General features: G+C 58.9%; 21 protein-coding genes. 14 read left to right on the forward strand and 7 right to left on the reverse strand.

The window, feature by feature from the left end; translation table 11 throughout:
• Nucleotides 1-23: 23 nt before the first annotated feature.
• Both gluQRS and dksA read right to left on the reverse strand, forming a co-directional pair.
• On the reverse strand, nt 24-920 hold the full coding sequence (gene gluQRS, locus AC07V0_RS28265; protein ID WP_018930204.1) for a tRNA glutamyl-Q(34) synthetase GluQRS: 897 nt from the start codon (nt 918-920) through the stop codon (nt 24-26).
• Between the two features lie 219 nt (nt 921-1139).
• Nucleotides 1140-1580 (reverse strand): RNA polymerase-binding protein DksA, encoded by a 441-nt coding sequence (gene dksA, locus AC07V0_RS28270; RefSeq protein ID WP_007902025.1) that lies wholly within the window; start codon nt 1578-1580, stop codon nt 1140-1142.
• A 333-nt stretch (nt 1581-1913) separates the two neighbouring features.
• Between dksA and AC07V0_RS28275 the strand changes: the two genes are divergently transcribed.
• Together AC07V0_RS28275 and sfsA are read left to right on the forward strand one after the other, a co-directional pair.
• A complete protein-coding gene (locus tag AC07V0_RS28275; protein ID WP_086945889.1) occupies nt 1914-3086 on the forward strand; it encodes a pyridoxal phosphate-dependent aminotransferase in 1173 nt (390 codons plus the stop codon).
• Complete coding sequence (sfsA, locus tag AC07V0_RS28280) at nt 3086-3799, forward strand: DNA/RNA nuclease SfsA (RefSeq protein WP_086945888.1); 714 nt, start codon at nt 3086-3088, stop codon at nt 3797-3799. The genes AC07V0_RS28275 and sfsA overlap by 1 nt, the downstream gene beginning before the upstream one ends.
• Here the strand turns inward: sfsA and AC07V0_RS28285 are convergent.
• The gene (locus AC07V0_RS28285; RefSeq protein ID WP_064620359.1) at nt 3796-4113 is read right to left on the reverse strand and encodes a Rieske (2Fe-2S) protein; all 318 of its coding nucleotides are present in this window, start codon (nt 4111-4113) and stop codon (nt 3796-3798) included. The genes sfsA and AC07V0_RS28285 overlap by 4 nt on opposite strands.
• 248 nt (nt 4114-4361) lie before the next feature.
• Here AC07V0_RS28285 and AC07V0_RS28290 point away from each other — a divergent pair, with 248 nt between their 5' ends.
• From AC07V0_RS28290 to AC07V0_RS28300, 3 genes are read left to right on the forward strand one after another with little or no spacing between them, the layout of a single operon-like run.
• Nucleotides 4362-5345, forward strand: coding sequence for a FecCD family ABC transporter permease (locus tag AC07V0_RS28290; protein ID WP_167331204.1), 984 nt, complete (start codon nt 4362-4364; stop codon nt 5343-5345).
• On the forward strand, nt 5345-6112 hold the full coding sequence (locus AC07V0_RS28295) for a heme ABC transporter ATP-binding protein (protein WP_086945887.1): 768 nt from the start codon (nt 5345-5347) through the stop codon (nt 6110-6112). The genes AC07V0_RS28290 and AC07V0_RS28295 overlap by 1 nt, the downstream gene beginning before the upstream one ends.
• A gap of 12 nt (nt 6113-6124) precedes the next feature.
• Nucleotides 6125-6991, forward strand: a complete 867-nt coding sequence (locus AC07V0_RS28300) for a ChaN family lipoprotein (protein WP_086945886.1) — start codon at nt 6125-6127, stop codon at nt 6989-6991.
• Nucleotides 6992-7259: 268 nt separating this feature from the next.
• On the opposite strand, the gene AC07V0_RS28305 is transcribed toward AC07V0_RS28300, so the two are convergent.
• The 3 genes from AC07V0_RS28305 to AC07V0_RS28315 form a co-directional block, all read right to left on the reverse strand.
• Entirely contained in the window at nt 7260-7532 is a 273-nt protein-coding gene (locus AC07V0_RS28305; protein WP_009050884.1) for a TfoX/Sxy family protein, read from the reverse strand.
• A gap of 241 nt (nt 7533-7773) precedes the next feature.
• Nucleotides 7774-8118: a pentapeptide repeat-containing protein gene (locus tag AC07V0_RS28310; RefSeq protein WP_018930211.1), complete on the reverse strand. Its 345-nt coding sequence runs from the start codon at nt 8116-8118 to the stop codon at nt 7774-7776.
• 91 nt (nt 8119-8209) lie between these two features.
• Complete coding sequence (locus AC07V0_RS28315) at nt 8210-9766, reverse strand: bifunctional aminoglycoside phosphotransferase/ATP-binding protein (protein WP_064620349.1); 1557 nt, start codon at nt 9764-9766, stop codon at nt 8210-8212.
• A gap of 119 nt (nt 9767-9885) precedes the next feature.
• On the opposite strand from AC07V0_RS28315, the gene mrcB reads away from it, so the two are divergent.
• The 3 genes from mrcB to AC07V0_RS28330 are packed head-to-tail and all read left to right on the forward strand — an operon-like array spanning nt 9886 to nt 13290.
• Nucleotides 9886-12204, forward strand: a complete 2319-nt coding sequence (mrcB, locus tag AC07V0_RS28320; RefSeq protein WP_064620347.1) for a penicillin-binding protein 1B — start codon at nt 9886-9888, stop codon at nt 12202-12204.
• 16 nt (nt 12205-12220) lie between these two features.
• Nucleotides 12221-12955, forward strand: a complete 735-nt coding sequence (locus AC07V0_RS28325; protein ID WP_018930214.1) for a tetratricopeptide repeat protein — start codon at nt 12221-12223, stop codon at nt 12953-12955.
• On the forward strand, nt 12955-13290 hold the full coding sequence (locus tag AC07V0_RS28330) for a YqcC family protein (protein ID WP_018930215.1): 336 nt from the start codon (nt 12955-12957) through the stop codon (nt 13288-13290). The genes AC07V0_RS28325 and AC07V0_RS28330 overlap by 1 nt, the downstream gene beginning before the upstream one ends.
• A gap of 18 nt (nt 13291-13308) precedes the next feature.
• Here AC07V0_RS28330 and AC07V0_RS28335 read toward each other — a convergent pair whose 3' ends face one another.
• Nucleotides 13309-13731, reverse strand: coding sequence for a DUF4124 domain-containing protein (locus tag AC07V0_RS28335; protein WP_064620345.1), 423 nt, complete (start codon nt 13729-13731; stop codon nt 13309-13311).
• A 399-nt stretch (nt 13732-14130) separates the two neighbouring features.
• Here AC07V0_RS28335 and AC07V0_RS28340 point away from each other — a divergent pair, with 399 nt between their 5' ends.
• The 6 genes from AC07V0_RS28340 (at nt 14131) to msrQ (ending at nt 20112) form a co-directional block, all read left to right on the forward strand.
• Nucleotides 14131-15855 carry an acetolactate synthase 3 large subunit gene (locus AC07V0_RS28340; RefSeq protein WP_026286735.1) on the forward strand — a complete coding sequence of 575 codons (1725 nt, stop codon included), beginning with the start codon at nt 14131-14133 and terminating at the stop codon, nt 15853-15855.
• Between the two features lie 2 nt (nt 15856-15857).
• Nucleotides 15858-16349 carry an acetolactate synthase small subunit gene (ilvN, locus tag AC07V0_RS28345; RefSeq protein WP_003205610.1) on the forward strand — a complete coding sequence of 164 codons (492 nt, stop codon included), beginning with the start codon at nt 15858-15860 and terminating at the stop codon, nt 16347-16349.
• Nucleotides 16350-16395: 46 nt separating this feature from the next.
• Nucleotides 16396-17412 carry a ketol-acid reductoisomerase gene (ilvC, locus tag AC07V0_RS28350; protein WP_003228216.1) on the forward strand — a complete coding sequence of 339 codons (1017 nt, stop codon included), beginning with the start codon at nt 16396-16398 and terminating at the stop codon, nt 17410-17412.
• A gap of 145 nt (nt 17413-17557) precedes the next feature.
• Complete coding sequence (gene pssA, locus AC07V0_RS28355) at nt 17558-18415, forward strand: CDP-diacylglycerol--serine O-phosphatidyltransferase (protein ID WP_008006914.1); 858 nt, start codon at nt 17558-17560, stop codon at nt 18413-18415.
• A 63-nt stretch (nt 18416-18478) separates the two neighbouring features.
• Nucleotides 18479-19492, forward strand: a complete 1014-nt coding sequence (msrP, locus tag AC07V0_RS28360; protein WP_018930219.1) for a protein-methionine-sulfoxide reductase catalytic subunit MsrP — start codon at nt 18479-18481, stop codon at nt 19490-19492.
• Nucleotides 19492-20112 carry a protein-methionine-sulfoxide reductase heme-binding subunit MsrQ gene (msrQ, locus tag AC07V0_RS28365; protein ID WP_086945885.1) on the forward strand — a complete coding sequence of 207 codons (621 nt, stop codon included), beginning with the start codon at nt 19492-19494 and terminating at the stop codon, nt 20110-20112. The genes msrP and msrQ overlap by 1 nt, the downstream gene beginning before the upstream one ends.
• Nucleotides 20113-20187: the final 75 nt, after the last annotated feature.

Raw genomic sequence — 20187 nt, forward strand, 5'->3', positions numbered from 1 at the left:
TGGGTGCGCCACTGCAAGTGGCATCACTGCAGTTGCGCTTCAGGCAACGTCAGTGTGCGCGGGATCAGCGACGCATCCCAGTGGGCAATGCCCCAATTCAGCACTTCCCGTGGCGTGGCGTCATTGAGTTCGATAACGGGAGTGTGCCCCAGCGCCCGCAATGCGCGCAGCAACAGCGGCGTGGCCTGATCTTCGGTGAGTGGCGGCGAGCGATAGGACTTTCCGAGTTTGTGGCCGTCCGGCTGGGTAATCAACGGGATGTGCAGGTAGCGTGGTTGCGGCAGGCCGAGCAGTTCTTGCAGATAGAGCTGGCGTGGCGTGGAGTCCAGCAGGTCGGCGCCGCGCACGATATCAGTGATGCCTTGCCAGGCATCGTCTAGCACCACCGCCAATTGATAGGCGTAGAGCCCGTCGCGGCGACGAATCACGAAGTCACCCACCTCGCGGCCCAGGTGTTGACGGAATTCGCCCTGCACCCGGTCGATGAAGTGGTATTCCAGCTCCGGTACACGCACGCGGATCGCCGCATTCTCAGTGCCGTGCCCAGCGTTGCGGCAGAACCCGGGATAGATGCCGTGATACGGCTCCAGTTGCTTGCGCGAGCAGGTGCATGCGTAGGCCAGGCCCTGGCTGAACAGGCGATTGAGGACTTCGGCGTAGGCCGCGTGCCGGTCACTCTGTCGGACCATCTCGCCATCCCATTCGAAACCATAGCTTTCCAGCGCCTTGAGAATCGCCGCCTGAGCACCGGGCTCCTCGCGTGGCGGATCTAGATCCTCCATTCGCACCAGCCAGCGCCCGCCGACCGAACGGGCGTCGAGGTACGAGGCCAGCGCTGCAACCAGCGAACCGAAGTGCAGATGCCCGCTGGGCGTGGGGGCGAAGCGCCCGATGTAGGCGGAAGAGGCGATGGCGGTCATAAGGGCGATGTCAGGCTGTCCAATCGTATTGAGCACGGCTTGAAGCCGCCTTCACGAGCAAGCTCAGCTCCTACAGGAGATTGCGCCAGCCTTTGTAGGAGCGAAGATTGTTCCGGGCGGCGATCCGACGAAGGCGATTTCGAAGTCGCAACAAATATCAGCAAATATCAGAAACAAAAACGGAGCGTTCGCACGCTCCGTCTTTCGTTCAAGTCGAGATTACTTGCCGACTTGCTTTTCCTTGATTTCCGCCAGGGTCTTGCAGTCAACGCACATGTCGGCGGTAGGACGGGCTTCCAGTCGCTTGACGCCGATTTCGACGCCGCAGGACTCGCACCAACCGTATTCTTCGTCTTCGATCAGTTGCAGGGTCTTGTCGATTTTCTTGATCAGCTTGCGCTCACGGTCGCGGGCGCGCAATTCGAGGCTGAATTCCTCTTCCTGGCTGGCACGGTCTGCCGGGTCAGGGAAGTTGGCCGCTTCGTCTTTCATGTGATCAACGGTACGGTCGACTTCCTGCATCAAGTCCTGTTTCCACTTGTTCAGGATCTTGGTGAAGTGAGCACGCATGGGTTTACCCATGTACTCTTCGCCCTTCACTTCTTTGTAGGGTTCGAAGCCGCTGATCGACTGATTTTGCTGCTTTGCTTGGGTGGGCATGAAATGGACCGCCTCTACTCTTGTAATCCATTGCGCAGGATTGCTCCATCACCGACACCTGCCGGCCCTGCGGCTGCAAGCGGGCGAACTTACCAGATCAAATCGGACCGCGCTACTCCCGGATGTCGAGCCCGCGGCCCGTGGTGCTTGCAAAAGATTGCAAAGCTTCGTCTGGTGGCTAGGGAGACCTGATCAATTATTGATTTTAGCCAAACCTGAGACATACGCTTGAATCGATTGAGACCAGCATTATATGGCTCTGACCGCTTTAGGCTCTCGCTCGTTCCTGCGCTTGGGTAGAATCAATTCTTTTCCCCGTTGTAAGGAAGGCTAATGGCTCTGTCCTACAGTGCGCGTAGTCGCGCTATCGAACCGTTCCACGTTATGGCCCTGCTGGCGCGGGCCAACGAGCTGCAAGCGGCTGGCCACGACGTGATTCACCTGGAAATCGGCGAGCCGGACTTCACCACCGCCGAACCGATCATCCAGGCCGGCCAGGCCGCGCTGACGGCGGGGAAGACCCGTTACACCGCCGCTCGCGGCATTCCTGAGCTGCGTGAGGCCATTTCGGGTTTTTATCAGCAGCGTTACGGGCTGAACATCGATCCGCAACGCATCCTGATCACGCCTGGCGGTTCAGGCGCATTGCTGTTGGCCAGTGCCTTGCTGGTGGACCCAGGCAAGCACTGGCTGCTGGCCGACCCGGGTTATCCGTGCAACCGGCACTTCCTGCGCCTGGTGGAAGGTGCGGCGCAACTGGTGCCGGTCGGCCCGGACGTGCGTTATCAACTGACCCCGGACCTGGTCGCGCGTCACTGGGATCACGACAGCGTCGGTGCCCTGGTCGCATCGCCGGCCAACCCCACCGGGACCATCCTGACCCGTGATGAACTGGCCGGGCTATCCGCGGCGATCAAGGCCCGCCACGGTCATTTGGTGGTCGACGAGATTTACCACGGCCTGACTTACGGCACGGACGCGGCCAGCGTGCTGGAAGTCGATGACGGCGCTTTCGTCCTCAATAGCTTTTCCAAGTATTTCGGCATGACCGGCTGGCGCCTTGGTTGGCTGGTCGCACCTGAAGCAGCGGTCGGTGAACTGGAGAAGCTCGCCCAGAACCTCTACATCAGCGCACCGAGCATGGCCCAGCACGCGGCATTGGCCTGCTTCGAGCCCGCCACCATCAGCATTATCGAGGAGCGCCGCGCCGAGTTCGGTCGACGTCGCGACTTCCTCCTGCCAGCCCTGCGGGAATTGGGTTTCGGTATCGCCGTAGAGCCGGAAGGCGCGTTCTATTTGTACGCCGATATCAGCAAGTTCGGCGGCGATGCCTTCGCGTTCTGCCGACACTTCCTCGAAACCGAGCATGTTGCAATTACTCCGGGCCTGGACTTCGGTCGTCATCAGGCCGGGCATCATGTGCGGTTTGCGTACACCCAAAGCCTTCCGCGCTTGCAAGAAGCAGTCGAGCGGATCGCCCGCGGTTTGAAGAGCTGGCAAGGCTGATGCGTTTTCATCCTCCCCTTGAAGAGGGGCGCTTGATTCGTCGTTACAAGCGTTTTCTTGCCGATATCGAAACCGTTGGCGGCGAGTTGCTGACCATTCACTGCCCGAACACTGGCTCGATGCTTAATTGCCAGGTCGAGGGCGGGCAAGTCTGGTTCAGCCGCTCCACCGACCCCAAGCGCAAGTTGCCCGGCACTTGGGAAGTTGGCGAAACCCCACAGGGGCGGCTGTTCTGTGTGAACACCGGGCGCGCCAACGGCTTGATCGAGGAAGCGTTGCAGGCTGGCGTCATCACCGAGTTGAACGGCTTTACCGAACTGAAGCGCGAAGTGGCCTATGGTCAGGAAAGCAGCCGTATCGATTTTCGTCTCGATTACCCGGGCGGGCCGGCTTATGTGGAAGTCAAAAGCGTCACCCTGGGCTTTGATGGCTCGGCGGTGGCGGCATTTCCTGACGCGGTGACCCAGCGTGGGGCCAAGCATTTGCGCGAACTGGCGCATTTGGCCAGGGACGGGATTCGGGCAGTGCAGTTGTATTGCGTGAACCTGACAGGGATCGACGCGGTGCGTCCTGCCGAAGAAATCGATTCGGCCTACGCAGCTGCGTTGCGTGAGGCAGTGGCGTGTGGAGTCGAAGTGCTGGCGTATGGCGTGCGCTTGACTCACGAAGAGATGGTGGTCGATCGGCGACTGGATGTGCTGTTGAACGGTTAGAGCGTGACCCAGATTCCTTGCTCATCTTCGTGGCAGGGGATGCTGGTCAGGGATTGTCCGGCGCAGGGGCCGGCGACGCATTCACCGTCCTCGATCAGAAACAGTGCGCCGTGGGTCGCGCACTGGATCAAGCTGTTGCTGGGGTCGAGAAACTGGTCGGGCTGCCATTCCAGCCCGACGCCCCGGTGCGGGCAGCGATTTTCATACACATACACCCGACCGCCCCGGCGTACGGCCAGGAGCTTCTGGCCGTTGACGTCGAAACCGCGACTGCTGGCGTCAGCCAATTCGGCGCCTGTGCAAAGAAGCTTCATGTCTATCCTCAAGTCCTGTGGCTCGTGACCTGGTACGTCCGAGCTTGACGTTCAAATGCAAGCAATTATCAAATGACGGCTCGCCCGCAGGGCGATTACCGGATGCCGAGAATACTTGGCCTGTCATAACTATGCCCGGGAAACCTTTGAAGGAGGCTGTTTATGCACCTGTTCGATCCCGGTACGACTGGCCAATGACCCTTCTGATTAAACCTCGTGCGTTGTTCATTGGCTTGAGCCTGTTGTGTTTGCTGGCGATCTGGCTGTCGCTGGCGTTGGGGCCGGTGAGTTTGCCGTTGTTCGACACCTTGCGCGCGGCGCTGCGCTTGGTCGGCCTGCCGATTGCCGCCGACGGGTTGGAGCAGGCCGAACTGATCCTCGGGCAAATCCGCCTGCCGCGAACCTTGCTCGGTTTGGCGGTGGGCGGGGTTCTGGCGCTGTCTGGTGTGGCAATGCAGGGGTTGTTTCGCAATCCTCTGGCCGATCCGGGCCTGATAGGGGTGTCGAGCGGCGCGGCATTGGGCGCGGCTATCGCGATTGTCGGCGGCTCGGTATTCGGTGGACTGCCTGAATCCTTCGGGCCATATCTGTTGTCGGTGTGCGCGTTTCTCGGCGGGTTGGGGGTGACGGCGCTGGTCTATCGACTGGGGCGACGCAATGGCCAGACCAACGTCGCGACCATGCTGCTGGCCGGTATTGCATTGACTGCCCTGGCTGGTTCGGCGGTCGGGCTCTTCACCTATCTGGCGGATGACGCGACCCTGCGCACCCTGACGTTCTGGAACCTGGGCAGCCTTAACGGCGCCAGTTATGCGCGACTCTGGCCGTTATTGCTGGTGAGTACCGGTGTGGCACTGTGGTTGCCGCGTCGGGCCAAGGCCTTGAACGCATTATTGCTGGGGGAGTCGGAGGCCGGCCACCTGGGTATCGACGTCGAAGGACTCAAGCGCGAATTGGTGTTCTGCACGGCGTTGGGTGTCGGCGCGGCGGTAGCTGCGGCGGGGATGATCGGGTTTGTCGGCCTGGTGGTGCCGCATCTGGTGCGACTGCTGGTCGGCCCCGATCATCGGGTGTTGTTGCCGGCGTCGGTGTTGGCGGGGGCCAGTCTCCTGTTGTTTGCTGATCTGGTGGCGCGGCTGGCGCTGGCGCCGGCTGAGTTGCCGATCGGGATTGTCACGGCCCTCATCGGCGCGCCGTTCTTTCTGTATTTATTGCTCAGAGGGCGTGCCTGATGTTGCGAGCGCAGAACCTGCAAATCCGCCGCGGTCGAAAAATTGTCCTGACGGACATCACCCTCGAGCTTAAACCGGGCGAAGTCCTCGGCGTGTTGGGGCCTAATGGCGCCGGCAAAAGCACGTTGCTCGGCGCCCTGTGCGGGGAATTGCCTGCGGACCATGGCAGCGTCTGGCTCGATGAGCGTGAGTTGAGTCATTGGAACGGAGCGCAGCGAGCCCGGCGTTTGGCAGTATTGCCGCAAGTGTCGACCCTGGACTTTGCCTTTCGCGTCGAAGAAGTGGTCGGCATGGGCCGTCTGCCTTATCAAAGCGGTCGGGTCCGGGATGAGGAGATTGTCGCCGCCGCGTTGCAGGCGGCCGATGCGGGGCACTTGAGCGGTCGCAGTTATCTGGCGTTGTCCGGTGGCGAACGTCAGCGGGTGCATTTGGCGCGGGTGTTGGCGCAGCTTTGGCCGGGCGAGGCGGGGCAGACGTTGTTGCTCGATGAGCCGACGTCGATGCTCGACCCGCTGCATCAGCACACCACTCTGCAAGCGGTGCGTGAATTCGCCGATCGCGGTGCGGCGGTGCTGGTGATCCTGCATGATCTGAACCTGGCGGCGCGTTATTGTGATCGCTTGTTACTGCTTGAAGGTGGGTGTCCTGTGATGCTGGACACGCCGGAACAGGTATTGCGCCCGGAACCGCTCAAGGCAGTGTTCGGGCTGGAAGTATTGGTGCAACCGCACCCGGAGCGTGGGCATCCGCTGATCATCGCCCGCTGAGGTGTTTTAGGGATGAAAACACGCGTGATGGTTTTTCTGGCCGCGCTGTTACTGAGTGCTTGCCAGCATGTAGCGGTGCCGCCGGTCAGCGGCGAAATCCGGGATTTGCGCAGCGGTCAGACCCTGACCGCGCAAGAACTGCTTGCACGGTTGGCGGAACCTTCGCGGTTGATCGTCGGCGAGCAGCATGACAATCGTGATCACCATCAACTGCAATTGTGGTTATTGCAGGCACTGGGTGAGCGACGGCCTCAAGGCAGTCTGCTGCTGGAAATGTTGACGCCGGCTCAGCAACAGCGCGTCGATGACGTTCGGCATACCTCACCGCTGCCGACCGATTTGTCCGGGGCATTGGCCTGGCAGCCGGGATGGGACTGGAGTCTTTACGGGCCGATCGTTCGTTTTGCCCTGACTCAGCCGTACCCGTTACTGGCGGCCAATCTGGACACGCCTGAAGTCCGTACTGTCTATGCCAAACCGCCAACATTGAGCGGTGCGCGTTCCAACGCTCCGACGGTCAGGAACGAGTTGCTGGCACAGATCAGCGATTCCCACTGCGGCTTGCTGCCTGAATCACAGATGCCCGCGATGCTGGCCGTGCAGCAGCAGCGTGACCGGCGGATAGCCGAGCGATTACGGGCGGCACCGATGCCTTCACTGTTGTTTACCGGCGCGTTCCACGCCCGCAAGGATGTCGGGGTGCCGATCCATGTGCTGGACCTGGGGGAGCCCAAGGCACCAACGGTATTGATGCTGGCGGAGCAGGGCGCTGAGGTCACGTCGGCCATGGCCGATTACGTCTGGTATACGCCCACCACGCCACCGCAGGATTACTGCGCGCAAATGCGCAAGCAGTTCGGCAAGCCGTCAGGCCAATAAGATCACGCGAGTTTTCCACAGGCAAAAAAAGACCCGGCAAGAGCCGGGTCAAATAACCGTGATTAGCCTGATGAGGAGATAATCTGAGAGTCCGAACCAAGGGCTTTTCAGAATATCGACCAGTCTCGCGACCAGTTGTGATAATCATAGCGATTCTCATTACCAAGTCAATCGCTGATTTCTCGTTTCCGTGAATTACGTCATTCCTTCGCTGGAAAGCCTCGTAATCATTGGGTTTCAGGCTGTGCGTTCGAGTGAAATTATCCGTTCAATTCTTGTGGCGAGACGAAATAGCATCCAGCTGTTTGTTCAAGGCTTCCTTGCGCTCGGCGGGAATGTCGTTCCAGTGGACATCCATCAACGCGCCTTCAATCGCATACAACAACACCTTGGACGCCCGAAAACCGCGAGTGCGCACGGCCCGATAAGCGTCCACAGCTCCCAGCCGACGCAAGTCCGAGGCACTGTGGATGCCCACGGCATGCAGCCATTGCGCCGACGTCTTGCCAAGATTCTTCAGGTGTTGCAGTTCATCATTCATCAAGCCTCCTTGCGACAGCCGAATGGTGCGTGGGCGAGCCTCTCAGCAGTGTAGCCATCAGTAGGAAAAGCGTGATTGTTTGGTCGGTTTCGACGCAAAAGCTTCTAAGAGGAAAACTCAAGAAGCGGCGTGAAAAGGCGGAGCATGTAGTCCGAGGGCGTGTGGGAAATTGAGTTTTCGAGCAAAAAAAGTACAACGTCCAGCGCAAGGCGGGGGCGCTGGACTGGGTGAGACGTCGCTTTTAGCGGGTGCGATAACGCAGGCGTGTACCGAAATTCATCGACATCAGGATCTCATCGGCACTCAGCTCTGGCGGGAAGTAGGCGCCGGAGATCTGCGCGTGGGCCAGGCTCGCGCCTTCCAGGGATGAGTTGCGAAAGTCGACGCCGCGCAAGTCGGCAGAGCGAAAGTAGGCATCGGTGAAGTCGATGCCGTCGGCGTTCAGTTCACGCAGATCGAGCCCGCGGAAGTCACCACCGACCATGTCGATAGGTCCATCTTTCGGGCGTTCATTGTTGAAGCTTGTGATGTCGTCTTTGTGCAGCAAGGCATAAAGCGGGGTGTCGAGAAGTTTTGGCTGGCTCATGTCACATCACCTGATGGTTTTATGACGCCAGTATAGTGCCACTATTTGGCAGCCGTGAAGCCGGTGAGGGCTTCACGGTTGAAATAGTTTCTTACAGACCAGGCAGGCGCTGGCGAATCTGCGCAACGACCGTATCGAGGGTGCCACTTTCATTGGTCTGGACGCGCTTGCTGCAGAGGATTTCTGCTGGCGTCAGTGCCTCGCGGCTGGCTTGCTGGGCGGCGATAACAGCCAGGTTGGCGTCGGACGGATCGTTGTTGTCCGCCTGGCGTTGCTTCAACCAGCTCTCGATCACCGCTTGTGGCGCGTCGCAATCGAGGATCAGGAACGGCGCGCCGGTGGCCTCGGCGATTTTTGCCGCGCTGTCGCGTTGGTCGCGCTTGAGATAAGTGGCATCGATCACCACCGGGAAGCCGGCACGCAGAATTACATTGGCAACCTCATGCAGGCGGGCATAGGTGGCGACGCTGGCGTCGGCGCTATAGATGCCGGCCTGCGGGTCGTTCGGTACGGTCTGTTCGCCGAACATGCGCTTGCGCTCGACATCCGAACGCAGGCGAATGGCACCCAATGCTTCCACCAGGCGCATGGCCACATGGCTTTTGCCGACGGCGGAAACACCGTGGGTGATCGCCAGGAAACGCGAAGGAATGGTGCTGTAGCTTTCCGCCAGGTTGGCGTAGTTGCGGTACTGACGCAGAGTGGTAGCGCGCTGCACCGGGTCGGCCTCGGCCGGCATGCTGAACAGGCTGACCTTGGCGCGAACCAGGGCGCGGTAGGCTTTATAGAAGTTCAGCAGCTCAAGACCCTGGTAGTCGCCGGTCAGTTCCAGGTATTGGCTGATGAAACGGCGCGCCAGGCTCTTCAGGCCGCGGTCTTCCAGGTCCATTGCCAGGAAGCCGGTGTCGGCGTAAACGTCGGTGAAGCGGAACGGTTCGTTGAACTCGATGCAGTCGAAGATCACCACTTTGCCGTCGATCACGGTAGCGTTGCCCAGGTGAATGTCACCATGGCATTCACGAATGAAGCCGTCGGCCTTGCGCTGGGCGAACAGTGGCTTGAGGCGCTCGAAGCTGCTTTCGGCCCAGGCTTGCAGTGCCTCGAGTTGCAACAGATCGGCCTTGTCGCTGAGGAACGGAAGGATCTGTTCGAAGTTCTGCCGTACCGGCGCCATGACGCTGTCCGGCGTGCCGGCTTCGTGTTCGGCAGGCACTTTCGGCGCACTGAGGTGGAATTGAGCGATCTGCGCGGCCATCGCGTCGATGTGCGTGGTGGTCAATTCGCCGTTGGCTTGCAGGGTGCTGAGCAGTTGGCTTTGCGGGAACTGACGCATTTTCAGGGCGTAATCGACAACCGGACCATCGCCGCCCAGTTGTGGCGCCTCGGCACTGCCGGTGATCGGTAGCACTTCAAGATACAAGTCATGGGTCAGGCGCTGGTTCAGGCGCAGCTCTTCGCCGCAGAAATGCTTGCGAGCTTCGAGACTGGTGAAATCGAGGAAGCCGAAATTCACCGGCTTCTTCACTTTATAAGCATAGGGACCGGTGAGTATCACCCAGGAAATATGGGTCTCGATGACCTGGAACCCTTCTACGGGATGCGGGTAGAGGGCCGGGTTTTGCAGGGCAGCGATCAGGGACTGGCTCACAGGCGATCCTTCAGAGTCTGGGGGGAAATTCAAGGCCGTCATTATGGCTGCAAGTCCGTCCGACGCAAACCTCAGAGGGCTCCTGTTGAGGATGAATAAAGTGCGTATAATCCGCCGCCATGACTCGATCTCGATCCCCCCGCACCCCTAAAAAACCACCTTCCAAGGGCATGCGCCCCTGGCTGGGCTGGGCCCTTAAACTCAGCCTGGTCGGCCTTGTGGTGCTGGCCGGGTTCGCGGTTTACCTCGACGCCGTGGTTCAGGAGAAGTTTTCCGGCAAGCGCTGGACCATCCCGGCCAAGGTGTACGCGCGCCCGCTCGAGCTGTTCGTCGGACAAAAGCTCAGCAAGGACGACTTCCTCACCGAACTCGATGCCTTGGGCTACCGACGCGAAGCGGTCAGCAACGGCCCCGGCGCGGCAGCGGTCAATGGCAATACCGTCGACTTGAATACCCGAGGCTTCCAGTTCTATGAAGGCATGGAGCAGGCGCAGCCCGTGCGCGTGCGGTTCTCCGGCGATTACGTGGCCGAGCTCTCGGCGACCAACGGTTCGAAGCTTTCCGTGGTGCGACTGGAGCCGCTGCTGATCGGCGGGATTTACCCGAAAAACCTTGAAGACCGCATCCTGATCAAGATCGATCAGGTTCCGCCGTATCTGCTCGAAACCCTGGTTGCTGTAGAAGACCGGGATTTCTACAGCCACTGGGGCGTGTCGCCGAAGTCGATTGCCCGAGCTATCTATGTCAACACCTCGGGCGGCAAGATGACCCAGGGCGGTAGTACGCTGACGCAACAGTTGGTCAAGAACTTCTACCTCACCAGTGAACGCAGCCTGACCCGTAAGCTCACCGAAGCCATGATGGCGATGTTGCTTGAGCTGCATTACGACAAGAGCGAAATTCTTGAGGCTTACCTCAATGAAGTATTCGTCGGCCAGGATGGTCAGCGCGCGGTGCACGGCTTCGGCCTGGCCAGCCAGTTTTTCTTCGGGCAGCCATTGTCCGAGCTGAAACTGCATCAAGTCGCTTTGTTGGTGGGCATGGTCAAGGGGCCGTCCTATTACAACCCGCGCCGCAACCCTGAGCGGGCTCTGGAGCGGCGCAATCTGGTGCTCGATGTTCTGAAGGAGCAAGGCGTTGCCAGCGCCGAACAGGTTGAGGCGGCGAAGAAAATGCCACTGGGTGTGACCACTCGCGGCAAGTTGGCCGACAGCTCGTTCCCGGGCTTCCTTGATCTGGTTAAACGTCAGTTGCGCGAAGACTACCGCGACGAAGACTTGACCGAAGAAGGGCTGCGAATCTTCACCAGTTTCGACCCGATCCTGCAGATGAAAGCCGAAGCCTCGGTCAACGACACGTTCAAGCGCCTGGCCGGGCGCAAGGGTTCCGATGACGTGGAAGCCGCGATGGTCGTGACCAACCCGGAAACCGGTGAGGTCCAGGCCATGATCGGCAGCCGTCAGGCGAGTTTTGCCGGTTTTAACCGTGCGTTGGACGCGGTGCGACCGATCGGCTCTTTGATCAAGCCGGCGGTTTATCTGACCGCTCTTGAAAAGCCGAGCCAGTACACGCTCACCAGTTGGCTATCGGACGACTACTTCTCGGTCAAAGGCGCGGACGGTCAGATCTGGAAACCACAGAACTATGATCGCCGTTCCCACGGCACGGTGTTCCTGTACCAAGGGTTGGCGCATTCCTACAACCTGTCGACCGCGCGTCTCGGGTTGGCGGTGGGCGTGCCGAATGTCTTGAAGACCCTGGCACGCCTGGGCGTAAGCCGCGAATTCCCGGCGTTCCCGTCGATGTTGCTCGGTGCCGGCGGTATGACCCCGATCGAAGTGGCGACCATGTACCAGACGCTGGCCAATGGCGGGTTCAATACGCCGATGCGCGGGATTCGCAGCGTACTGACTGCCGAGGGCGAGCCGCTCAAGCGTTATCCGTTCCAGATTCAGCAGCAATTTGATCCGGCGTCCATTTACCTGATCCAGAACGCCATGCAGCGCGTCATGCGCGAAGGTACCGGTAGTTCGGTTTATAACGTGTTGCCGAAAACCCTGACCCTGGCCGGTAAGACCGGTACCAGTAACGATTCGCGGGACAGCTGGTTCGCCGGTTTCAGTCAGGATCTGCTGGCCGTTGTCTGGCTGGGGCGCGATGATAATGGCAAGACACCGTTCACCGGTGCCACCGGCGCGTTGCAGGTCTGGACCAGTTTCATGCGCAAGGCCGATCCGCTGCCGCTGGACATGCCGCAACCGGACAACATTGTTCAGGCCTGGGTCGATTCGCGCACTGGTCAAGGTTCCGAAGCCAACTGCCCAGGTGCGGTGCAGATGCCGTATATTCGCGGCAGTGAACCGCCTCCCGGTGCTGCTTGCGGTGGTGAAAGCCCTGCAGAATCGGTGATGGATTGGGTCAAGGGCTGGATGAATTAAGCAAAGAGGATTTGAAGTGAACAAGTGGTTGATTCCAGCGGTGACTGCCGTGGCTTTGCTCAGCGGCTGCTCCACTGTGCAGCGTGGTTCGATCCCGGTTGAGGATGCCGGCACTGCCGTCTCCAACAGTGAGCGGATTTCGGCGAATGGCGGTTTCCGTCAGTCGACGGTGAAACGTCCTGTACAAGCTCAGACTCAGGCGATCCCGCAAGGTGACACCGGGGTCGTGGTGATGGTCCCGGGTGGTGGCGCCGTCTCCTCGGCACCGATCAGCACTTCGCCGATTACCCCAGGCCCGATTACTCCGGGGCCGATTGATACCTCGCCGGTTCAGTCGGCGCCGATCAATCAGGGTAGCTACAGCATGCCGTCGACGCCCAGCGGGATTCCTTCGGCGAACTCCGGCGGACTGTCCGCCGATGAACAACTGGACGGTCCGGTCCTGGCATTGTTGACCACCGCCCAGCAGCAACAGGCCAGTGGCGACCTTAATGGTGCATCTTCCAGCCTCGAACGTGCCCAGCGTGTTGCACCGCGCGAGCCGCAAGTACTTTATCGCTTGGCCCAGGTGCGTATGGCTCAAGGTGATGCGGCTCAGGCCGAGCAGTTTGCCCGCCGTGGCCTGACGTTCGCCAATGGGCGTCCGGATCTTCAGGCCAGCCTGTGGGAATTGATCGCCCAGGCCCGAGAGAAGCAGGGTGACCCGGCCGGTGCTGCGTTGGCTCGTCAGAAGGCCAAGGTTTCGCTGTGATGGATATGCGCTTTCCGAAGATTGCCGAACAGTTGCTGTTGATCGAGCGCGAGCTGCGCGTTCAGGGCTGGTGGGATGAAGTGCCGCCGTCTGCTGAGGCGCTCTCCAGCGTTGAACCGTTTTCGGTGGATACGCTGGATTTCGAGCAATGGCTGCAATGGGTCTTCTTGCCAAGGATGAAGTCGATCCTGGAGCAGGATCTGCCATTGCCCAACGCATCAGGGATTCAGGAGATGGCCGAAATGGTCTTCGCCTCCCGCAATGTCCAGGGCAAGGATCGGCAGCTTCAGGTCTTGCTCAAAGAGTTCGACGCGTTGATCACCGTCTCCCGCTGAATCGGAAACTGCCAGTGCTTACTGGCAGTTTTTCGCAATCTGTTTCTGTGCTTCGGTGAGGCGCTCCTGACGTTGTTGGTCGGTCAGGCGGCGCGTCTCGCCGTCGACTTCCTCCCGCAATCGCGGATTGTTCTGCAGTTGAGCCAGGTTCGTCCGAGCTTGTTCACAGAACACTCTTAGCTGGGCCTGCTGCTCGGCGACCTGCTTTTTCACTTTGTGATCGATGGCCTTTTGATCGCCGATGACGTTGCCGCGCGGTAGCGCGCCCGGCTTGCCGACGGGCGGGGAGGGCGTGACCATGACGGTGGCCTCCCGGCCTTGGGGCGGCTGTGCATCGAAATGGGTGACGCCCTGGGCATCGACCCATTTATAGATCTGACCCGCCATGCACAAAGGGCTCAGGCTGATCAGCAAGCTGGCGGTGAAGATGAGCGTTCGCATGCCATTTCCTTATCGGGGGTGCGCAATTGAAGCTAACACAGTTGCGGTTTAAAGGTTTTTTCTTGCGTTCTCATGCGCTTAGTTCAATAAAGCACATTGACGGCTTGACTTGCGATGGGCGAAACAGAAGAATCCAAAGTCCGCTGTAGAGGGACTGCCAGAAGCAGACCCACTCGGCAGATCATGAGGCGCACATCCGCGCCGACCTGTTACACCCGCAACGCGTTACCTCGCGCTGGGTGGGAAAGGCCCGCAACACTTGGGACGATCCCAATACTTGCTCAGTCAGTGCTGACGTAGTCGGCGACCACCGTCGCTCATGCTCTGCCGAGAAGTAAACCTATTAAGACCCGTCCTCTTGTATGTGGGCGGTATTCTGGCGTTTTAGAGGTGAACAACGTGGAGCTTTTATCTGGCGGTGAGATGCTCGTCCGCTTTTTGCGTGACGAAGGCGTCAAATATATCTACGGGTACCCGGGTGGTGCTCTTCTTCATGTCTATGATGCCCTGTTCAAAGAACCGGAAGTGACCCACATCCTGGTTCGTCACGAGCAGGCTGCGACCCATATGGCTGACGGCTATGCCCGTGCCACCGGTAAAGCCGGCGTGGTACTGGTGACGTCCGGCCCGGGCGCAACCAACGCCATCACCGGTATTGCCACGGCCTACATGGACTCCATTCCGATGGTGGTCATTTCCGGCCAGGTGCCTAGCACCATGGTAGGCACCGATGCGTTCCAGGAAACCGACATGATCGGTATCTCCCGGCCGATCGTGAAGCACAGCTTCATGATCAAGCACGCCTCGGAAATCCCGGAAGTCATGAAGAAGGCGTTCTACCTGGCGCAATCCGGTCGTCCTGGTCCGGTCGTTGTCGATATCCCGAAAGACATGACCAACCCGGCCGAAAAGTTCGAATACATCTTCCCGAAAAAAGCCAAACTGCGTTCCTACAGCCCGGCCGTTCGCGGTCACTCCGGGCAAATCCGCAAGGCAGCCGAAATGCTTCTGGCGGCCAAGCGCCCTGTGTTGTATTCGGGCGGCGGCGTGATCCTCGGTGGTGGCTCTGCGCCGCTGACCGAGCTGGCGAAGATGCTCAACCTGCCAGTGACCAATACCCTGATGGGCCTGGGTGCCTACCCTGGCACCGACCGTCAGTTCATCGGCATGCTCGGCATGCACGGCAGCTACACCGCCAACCTGGCGATGCACCATGCCGATGTGATCCTTGCAGTCGGCGCGCGTTTCGATGACCGCGTGATCAACGGCCCGGCCAAGTTCTGCCCGAATGCCAAGATCATTCACATCGACATCGACCCGGCTTCGATTTCCAAGACCATCAAGGCAGACGTGCCTATCGTTGGCCCGGTCGAGAGCGTCCTGACCGAAATGGTCGCGATCCTCAAGGAAATCGGCGAGACCCCGAACAAGGAGTCCGTTGCCAGCTGGTGGAAGCAAGTTGATGAGTGGCGCGGTGACCGCGGTCTGTTCCCTTACGACAAGGGCGACGGCAGCGTGATCAAGCCGCAGACCGTGATCGAAACCCTGTGCGAAGTGACCAAGGGCGACGCCTTTGTGACCTCCGACGTGGGTCAGCATCAGATGTTCGCGGCGCAGTACTACAAGTTCAACAAGCCGAACCGTTGGATCAACTCCGGTGGCCTGGGCACCATGGGCTTCGGTTTTCCGGCGGCCATGGGCATCAAGCTGAGCTTCCCGGATGACGATGTCGCCTGCGTAACAGGCGAGGGCAGCATCCAGATGAACATTCAGGAACTGTCGACCTGCCTGCAATACGGTTTGCCGGTAAAAATCGTCATCCTGAACAATGGCGTGCTGGGTATGGTTCGCCAGTGGCAGGACATGAGTTATGGCAGCCGTCACTCGCACTCCTACATGGAATCGCTGCCTGACTTCGTCAAACTGGCAGAGGCCTATGGTCACGTTGGCGTGCGCATCACCGACTCGAAAGATTTGAAGTCGAAGATGGAGGAGGCGTTCGCCATGAAAGATCGCCTGGTGGTTATCGATATCTCGGTTGACACCAGCGAGCACGTCTACCCGATGCAGATCAAAGACGGCTCCATGCGTGATATGTGGTTGAGCAAGACGGAGCGTACTTAATCATGCGGCACATTATTTCCCTGCTTCTGGAAAACGAACCGGGCGCTCTGTCTCGTGTAGTCGGCCTGTTTTCGCAGCGCAACTACAACATCGAAAGCCTGACCGTGGCGCCAACCGAAGACCCGACTTTGTCGCGTCTGACGCTAACCACTGTCGGCCATGATGAAATCATCGAGCAGATCACCAAGAACCTGAACAAGCTGATCGAAGTGGTCAAACTGGTCGACTTGTCGGAGAGTGCTCACATCGAGCGCGAACTGATGCTGGTCAAGGTCAAGGCCACCGGCGCCCAGCGCGCCGAGATCAAGCGCACCACCGATATTTATCGTGGGCAGATCGTTGATGTCAGCGCCAGCGTGTATACCGTTCAATTGACCGGTACCAGCGACAAGCTCGACAGCTTCATTCAATCGATCGGCACTGCCTCGATTCTGGAAACCGTACGCAGTGGCGTCACCGGGATTGCCCGCGGCGACAAAGTACTGAGCATCTAAACCAAATTAGCGAATGGCCTGAGGGCCAGATATAAAGGGGAAATTCATGAAAGTTTTCTACGATAAAGACTGCGACCTGTCGATCATCCAGGGCAAGAAAGTTGCCATCATTGGTTACGGCTCCCAAGGCCACGCTCAAGCGTGCAACCTGAAAGACTCCGGCGTTGACGTTACCGTTGGCCTGCGTAAAGGTTCGGCCACCGTTGCCAAAGCTGAAGCCCACGGCCTGAAAGTGACTGACGTTGCTTCCGCCGTAGCAGCTGCCGACCTGGTCATGATCCTGACCCCGGACGAGTTCCAGTCCTCGCTGTACAAGAACGAAATCGAGCCGAACATCAAGAAAGGCGCCACCCTGGCCTTCTCCCACGGTTTCGCGATCCACTACAACCAGGTTGTTCCGCGCGCTGACCTCGACGTGATCATGATCGCGCCGAAAGCTCCGGGCCACACCGTGCGTTCCGAGTTCGTCAAAGGCGGCGGTATCCCTGACCTGATCGCTATCTACCAGGATGCTTCGGGCAACGCCAAAAACGTTGCACTGTCCTACGCTGCCGGCGTTGGTGGCGGTCGTACCGGCATCATCGAAACCACCTTCAAGGACGAGACCGAAACCGACCTGTTCGGCGAACAAGCCGTTCTGTGCGGCGGTACCGTTGAGTTGGTAAAAGCCGGTTTCGAAACCCTGGTTGAAGCTGGCTACGCGCCGGAAATGGCCTACTTCGAATGCCTGCACGAATTGAAGCTGATCGTTGACCTCATGTACGAAGGCGGTATCGCCAACATGAACTACTCGATCTCCAACAACGCTGAGTACGGCGAGTACGTGACAGGTCCGGAAGTAATCAACGCCGAATCCCGTCAGGCCATGCGCAACGCCCTGAAACGTATTCAGGACGGCGAATACGCCAAGATGTTCATCAGCGAAGGCGCCACCGGCTATCCTTCGATGACCGCCAAGCGTCGTAACAACGCCGCTCACGGTATCGAAATCATCGGTGAGCAACTGCGCTCCATGATGCCGTGGATCGGTGCCAACAAGATCGTCGACAAAGCCAAGAACTAAGTCACGAGCTTGTACGGAAAACGCGGCCTAGGCCGCGTTTTTTCGTTTGGATCCGCCGGTTCTGGTATAAAGCTGCATCGTTTGCGGTCGAACCGTCGTCCCAGACACCTGTCGAAACTTTCCACCCCGTTGCAAGGTAATGTCCATGAGCGAACGTCCCGAAGAGCCAAAGCAGGCTTCTGACGCCGAAAGCCTTCTGCCCATCGATGAGCACATCGAAGAAGGGCATGACGCTGAAGGCCGTAAAGTCCGGCATCGTGGTATCTATCTTCTGCCGAATCTGTTCACCACTGCGAACCTCTTCGCAGGGTTCTATTCCATCATCAACTCGATGAGCGCCCAGAGCGCCTTGAGTGCCGGTGATGCAATCGGCGCGAGCAAGTATTTTGCGTTTGCCGCGATCGCGATTTTCGTTGCCATGGTGCTCGACGGCCTCGACGGTCGCGTCGCTCGCATGACCAACACCCAAAGCGCCTTCGGTGCGGAGTACGACTCGCTGTCGGATATGGTTGCCTTTGGCGTCGCGCCGGCTTTGCTGGCATTCGGCTGGGCCTTGGGCGATATGGGCAAAGTCGGCTGGATGGTCGCCTTCATCTATGTGGCGGGTGCGGCGTTGCGCCTGGCACGCTTCAACACGCAGGTCGGCACCGCCGACAAGCGCTACTTCATCGGTCTGGCCAGCCCGGCCGCGGCCGGTGTGGTCGCGGGCATTGTCTGGGCGTTCAGCGATTACGGCATTCAGGGTTCCAAAATGTCGTTCCTGGTTGCACTGATGGTTGCCGCCGCAGGCATGCTGATGGTCAGTAACATCAAGTACAACAGCTTCAAGGAGCTGGACTTGAAGGGGCGCGTTCCCTTTGTCGCGATCCTGGCAGTGGTGCTGGTATTTGCCGTTGTATTCAGTGATCCGCCGCGCATCCTGCTGCTGGTTTTCCTTGCCTATGCGGCTTCCGGGCCGGTGCAGTACCTGCTGCGTCTTCGTCGGCACAAAAAAGCCGAGTGATGTAATTTCCCTCATACTCCGCAGTCTATGGGTGCATCTGTCCTCCAATGCTGCGGAGTTGCCATGCTGATCAAAGTCCCCAAAGCGTCTGACTGTCATGAGTCAGACGTCACGCCTGAATCTCTCTACCTTTCTCGTCGCAATGTATTAGGCGCGGCCGTTGCCGGTTTGGCTGTGAGTACGCTGCCGCGCTGGGCGAGTGCCGACGATGCTGCGCGTTATGCCGATGTCGAGCCTGGCAAGGCGCCGTCCTGGTTTGCCGAAAAACTGCCTTCCACTAAATGGGGGGCGGTCAACGTCAAGGATGAAGCAATCACGCCTTTCAAGGATGCGACCCACTACAACAACTTCTATGAGTTCGGTACCGACAAAGGCGATCCTGCGGCCAACGCCGGTGCGCTAAAAACCGAACCGTGGAGCGTGGTGGTAGACGGGGAGGTGGGTAAGCCGGGGCGGTATGCGCTGGAAGACTTCATGAAGCCTTATCAGCTGGAAGAGCGTATTTATCGTCTTCGCTGTGTGGAGGCCTGGTCGATGGTCATTCCGTGGATAGGTTTTCCAATTTCGGCTTTGCTGAAGGAAGTAGAACCGACGTCCAAGGCCAAATTTATTCGCTTTGAAACCCTGCAAGATCCCAAGAGTATGCCTGGACAACGTTCTGGCTTCGCCTTGATCGACTGGCCATATGTAGAAGGGCTGCGTCTGGATGAGGCGATGAATCCGTTGGCGATTCTCGCTGTAGGCATGTATGGACGTGAGTTGCCCAATCAGAACGGTGCGCCGCTACGTCTGGTGGTGCCGTGGAAATACGGCTTCAAGAGCATCAAGTCCATCGTGCGAATCAGCCTGGTCAGTGAGCAGCCGAAAACCACCTGGCAGAGCATTGCCTCGAATGAGTATGGCTTTTATGCGAACGTGAACCCGACAGTCGACCACCCGCGTTGGACGCAGGCACGGGAAAGGCGTTTGCCGAGCGGTCTGTTCAAGCCCAATGTGCGGGACACGCAAATGTTCAACGGCTACTCGGATGAAGTCGCTTCTTTATATGCAGGGCTCGATCTGCGGAAGAATTACTGATGCGATATCTGTTCTGGCGTATTGGTGTCTTTATCGCCGCAGCTGTTTGGCCGCTGCTTTGGTTGTATCAAGCCTGGGCGGATGTGCTGGGGCCTGATCCAGGAAAGGTGCTGGTTGATCGTCTAGGGTTGGGGACGCTTGTCCTGCTGCTCATTACGTTAAGCATGACGCCATTGCAGAAGCTCACCGGTTGGTCGGGGTGGATAGCTGTCCGACGGCAGTTGGGGTTGTGGTGTTTCGCCTATGTGGTTTTGCATTTGAGCGGTTATACGGCGTTCATCCTCGGCTTTGATTGGTCACAACTGGGTATCGAGTTGCGCAAGCGGCCGTACATTATCGTCGGGGTGCTGGGTTTTCTCGGTTTGTTGGCGCTGGCGGTTACCTCCAATCGTTACAGTCAGCGGCATTTGGGCGTTCGCTGGAAAAGACTGCATCGGTTGGTCTATGTGATTCTCGGGCTTGGGTTACTGCATATGTTGTGGATCGTTCGCGCCGATCTGAGGGAGTGGGCGATCTACGCTTCTATAGGTGCGTTGTTATTAGTATTGAGATTGCCGCCTGTAACCCGCCGAATTCCACGTTTAATCGTTAAAAAGGCACCTTCTGCAAGAAAGGCGTAATTAGAGGTTGACGGCAGATCCTGGACGTCTATAATTCGCCCCACTTCCGGCGCAGTCGAAACGGAAAACTCCTTG

This window comes from Pseudomonas sp. GW821-FHT01E10, from assembly GCF_059422365.1.

Excerpts from the sequence above, each read along its gene's own strand:
- gluQRS (WP_018930204.1), bottom strand. The coding sequence starts at position 920 with ATGACCGCCATCGCCTCTTCCGCCTACATCGGGCGCTTCGCCCCCACG.
- dksA (WP_007902025.1), bottom strand. The coding sequence starts at position 1,580 with ATGCCCACCCAAGCAAAGCAGCAAAATCAGTCGATCAGCGGCTTCGAA.
- AC07V0_RS28275 (WP_086945889.1), top strand. The coding sequence starts at position 1,914 with ATGGCTCTGTCCTACAGTGCGCGTAGTCGCGCTATCGAACCGTTCCAC.
- sfsA (WP_086945888.1), top strand. The coding sequence starts at position 3,086 with ATGCGTTTTCATCCTCCCCTTGAAGAGGGGCGCTTGATTCGTCGTTAC.
- AC07V0_RS28285 (WP_064620359.1), bottom strand. The coding sequence starts at position 4,113 with ATGAAGCTTCTTTGCACAGGCGCCGAATTGGCTGACGCCAGCAGTCGC.
- AC07V0_RS28295 (WP_086945887.1), top strand. The coding sequence starts at position 5,345 with ATGTTGCGAGCGCAGAACCTGCAAATCCGCCGCGGTCGAAAAATTGTC.
- AC07V0_RS28300 (WP_086945886.1), top strand. The coding sequence starts at position 6,125 with ATGAAAACACGCGTGATGGTTTTTCTGGCCGCGCTGTTACTGAGTGCT.
- AC07V0_RS28305 (WP_009050884.1), bottom strand. The coding sequence starts at position 7,532 with ATGAATGATGAACTGCAACACCTGAAGAATCTTGGCAAGACGTCGGCG.
- AC07V0_RS28310 (WP_018930211.1), bottom strand. The coding sequence starts at position 8,118 with ATGAGCCAGCCAAAACTTCTCGACACCCCGCTTTATGCCTTGCTGCAC.
- mrcB (WP_064620347.1), top strand. The coding sequence starts at position 9,886 with ATGACTCGATCTCGATCCCCCCGCACCCCTAAAAAACCACCTTCCAAG.
- AC07V0_RS28330 (WP_018930215.1), top strand. The coding sequence starts at position 12,955 with ATGGATATGCGCTTTCCGAAGATTGCCGAACAGTTGCTGTTGATCGAG.
- AC07V0_RS28335 (WP_064620345.1), bottom strand. The coding sequence starts at position 13,731 with ATGCGAACGCTCATCTTCACCGCCAGCTTGCTGATCAGCCTGAGCCCT.
- ilvN (WP_003205610.1), top strand. The coding sequence starts at position 15,858 with ATGCGGCACATTATTTCCCTGCTTCTGGAAAACGAACCGGGCGCTCTG.
- ilvC (WP_003228216.1), top strand. The coding sequence starts at position 16,396 with ATGAAAGTTTTCTACGATAAAGACTGCGACCTGTCGATCATCCAGGGC.
- pssA (WP_008006914.1), top strand. The coding sequence starts at position 17,558 with ATGAGCGAACGTCCCGAAGAGCCAAAGCAGGCTTCTGACGCCGAAAGC.
- msrP (WP_018930219.1), top strand. The coding sequence starts at position 18,479 with ATGCTGATCAAAGTCCCCAAAGCGTCTGACTGTCATGAGTCAGACGTC.
- msrQ (WP_086945885.1), top strand. The coding sequence starts at position 19,492 with ATGCGATATCTGTTCTGGCGTATTGGTGTCTTTATCGCCGCAGCTGTT.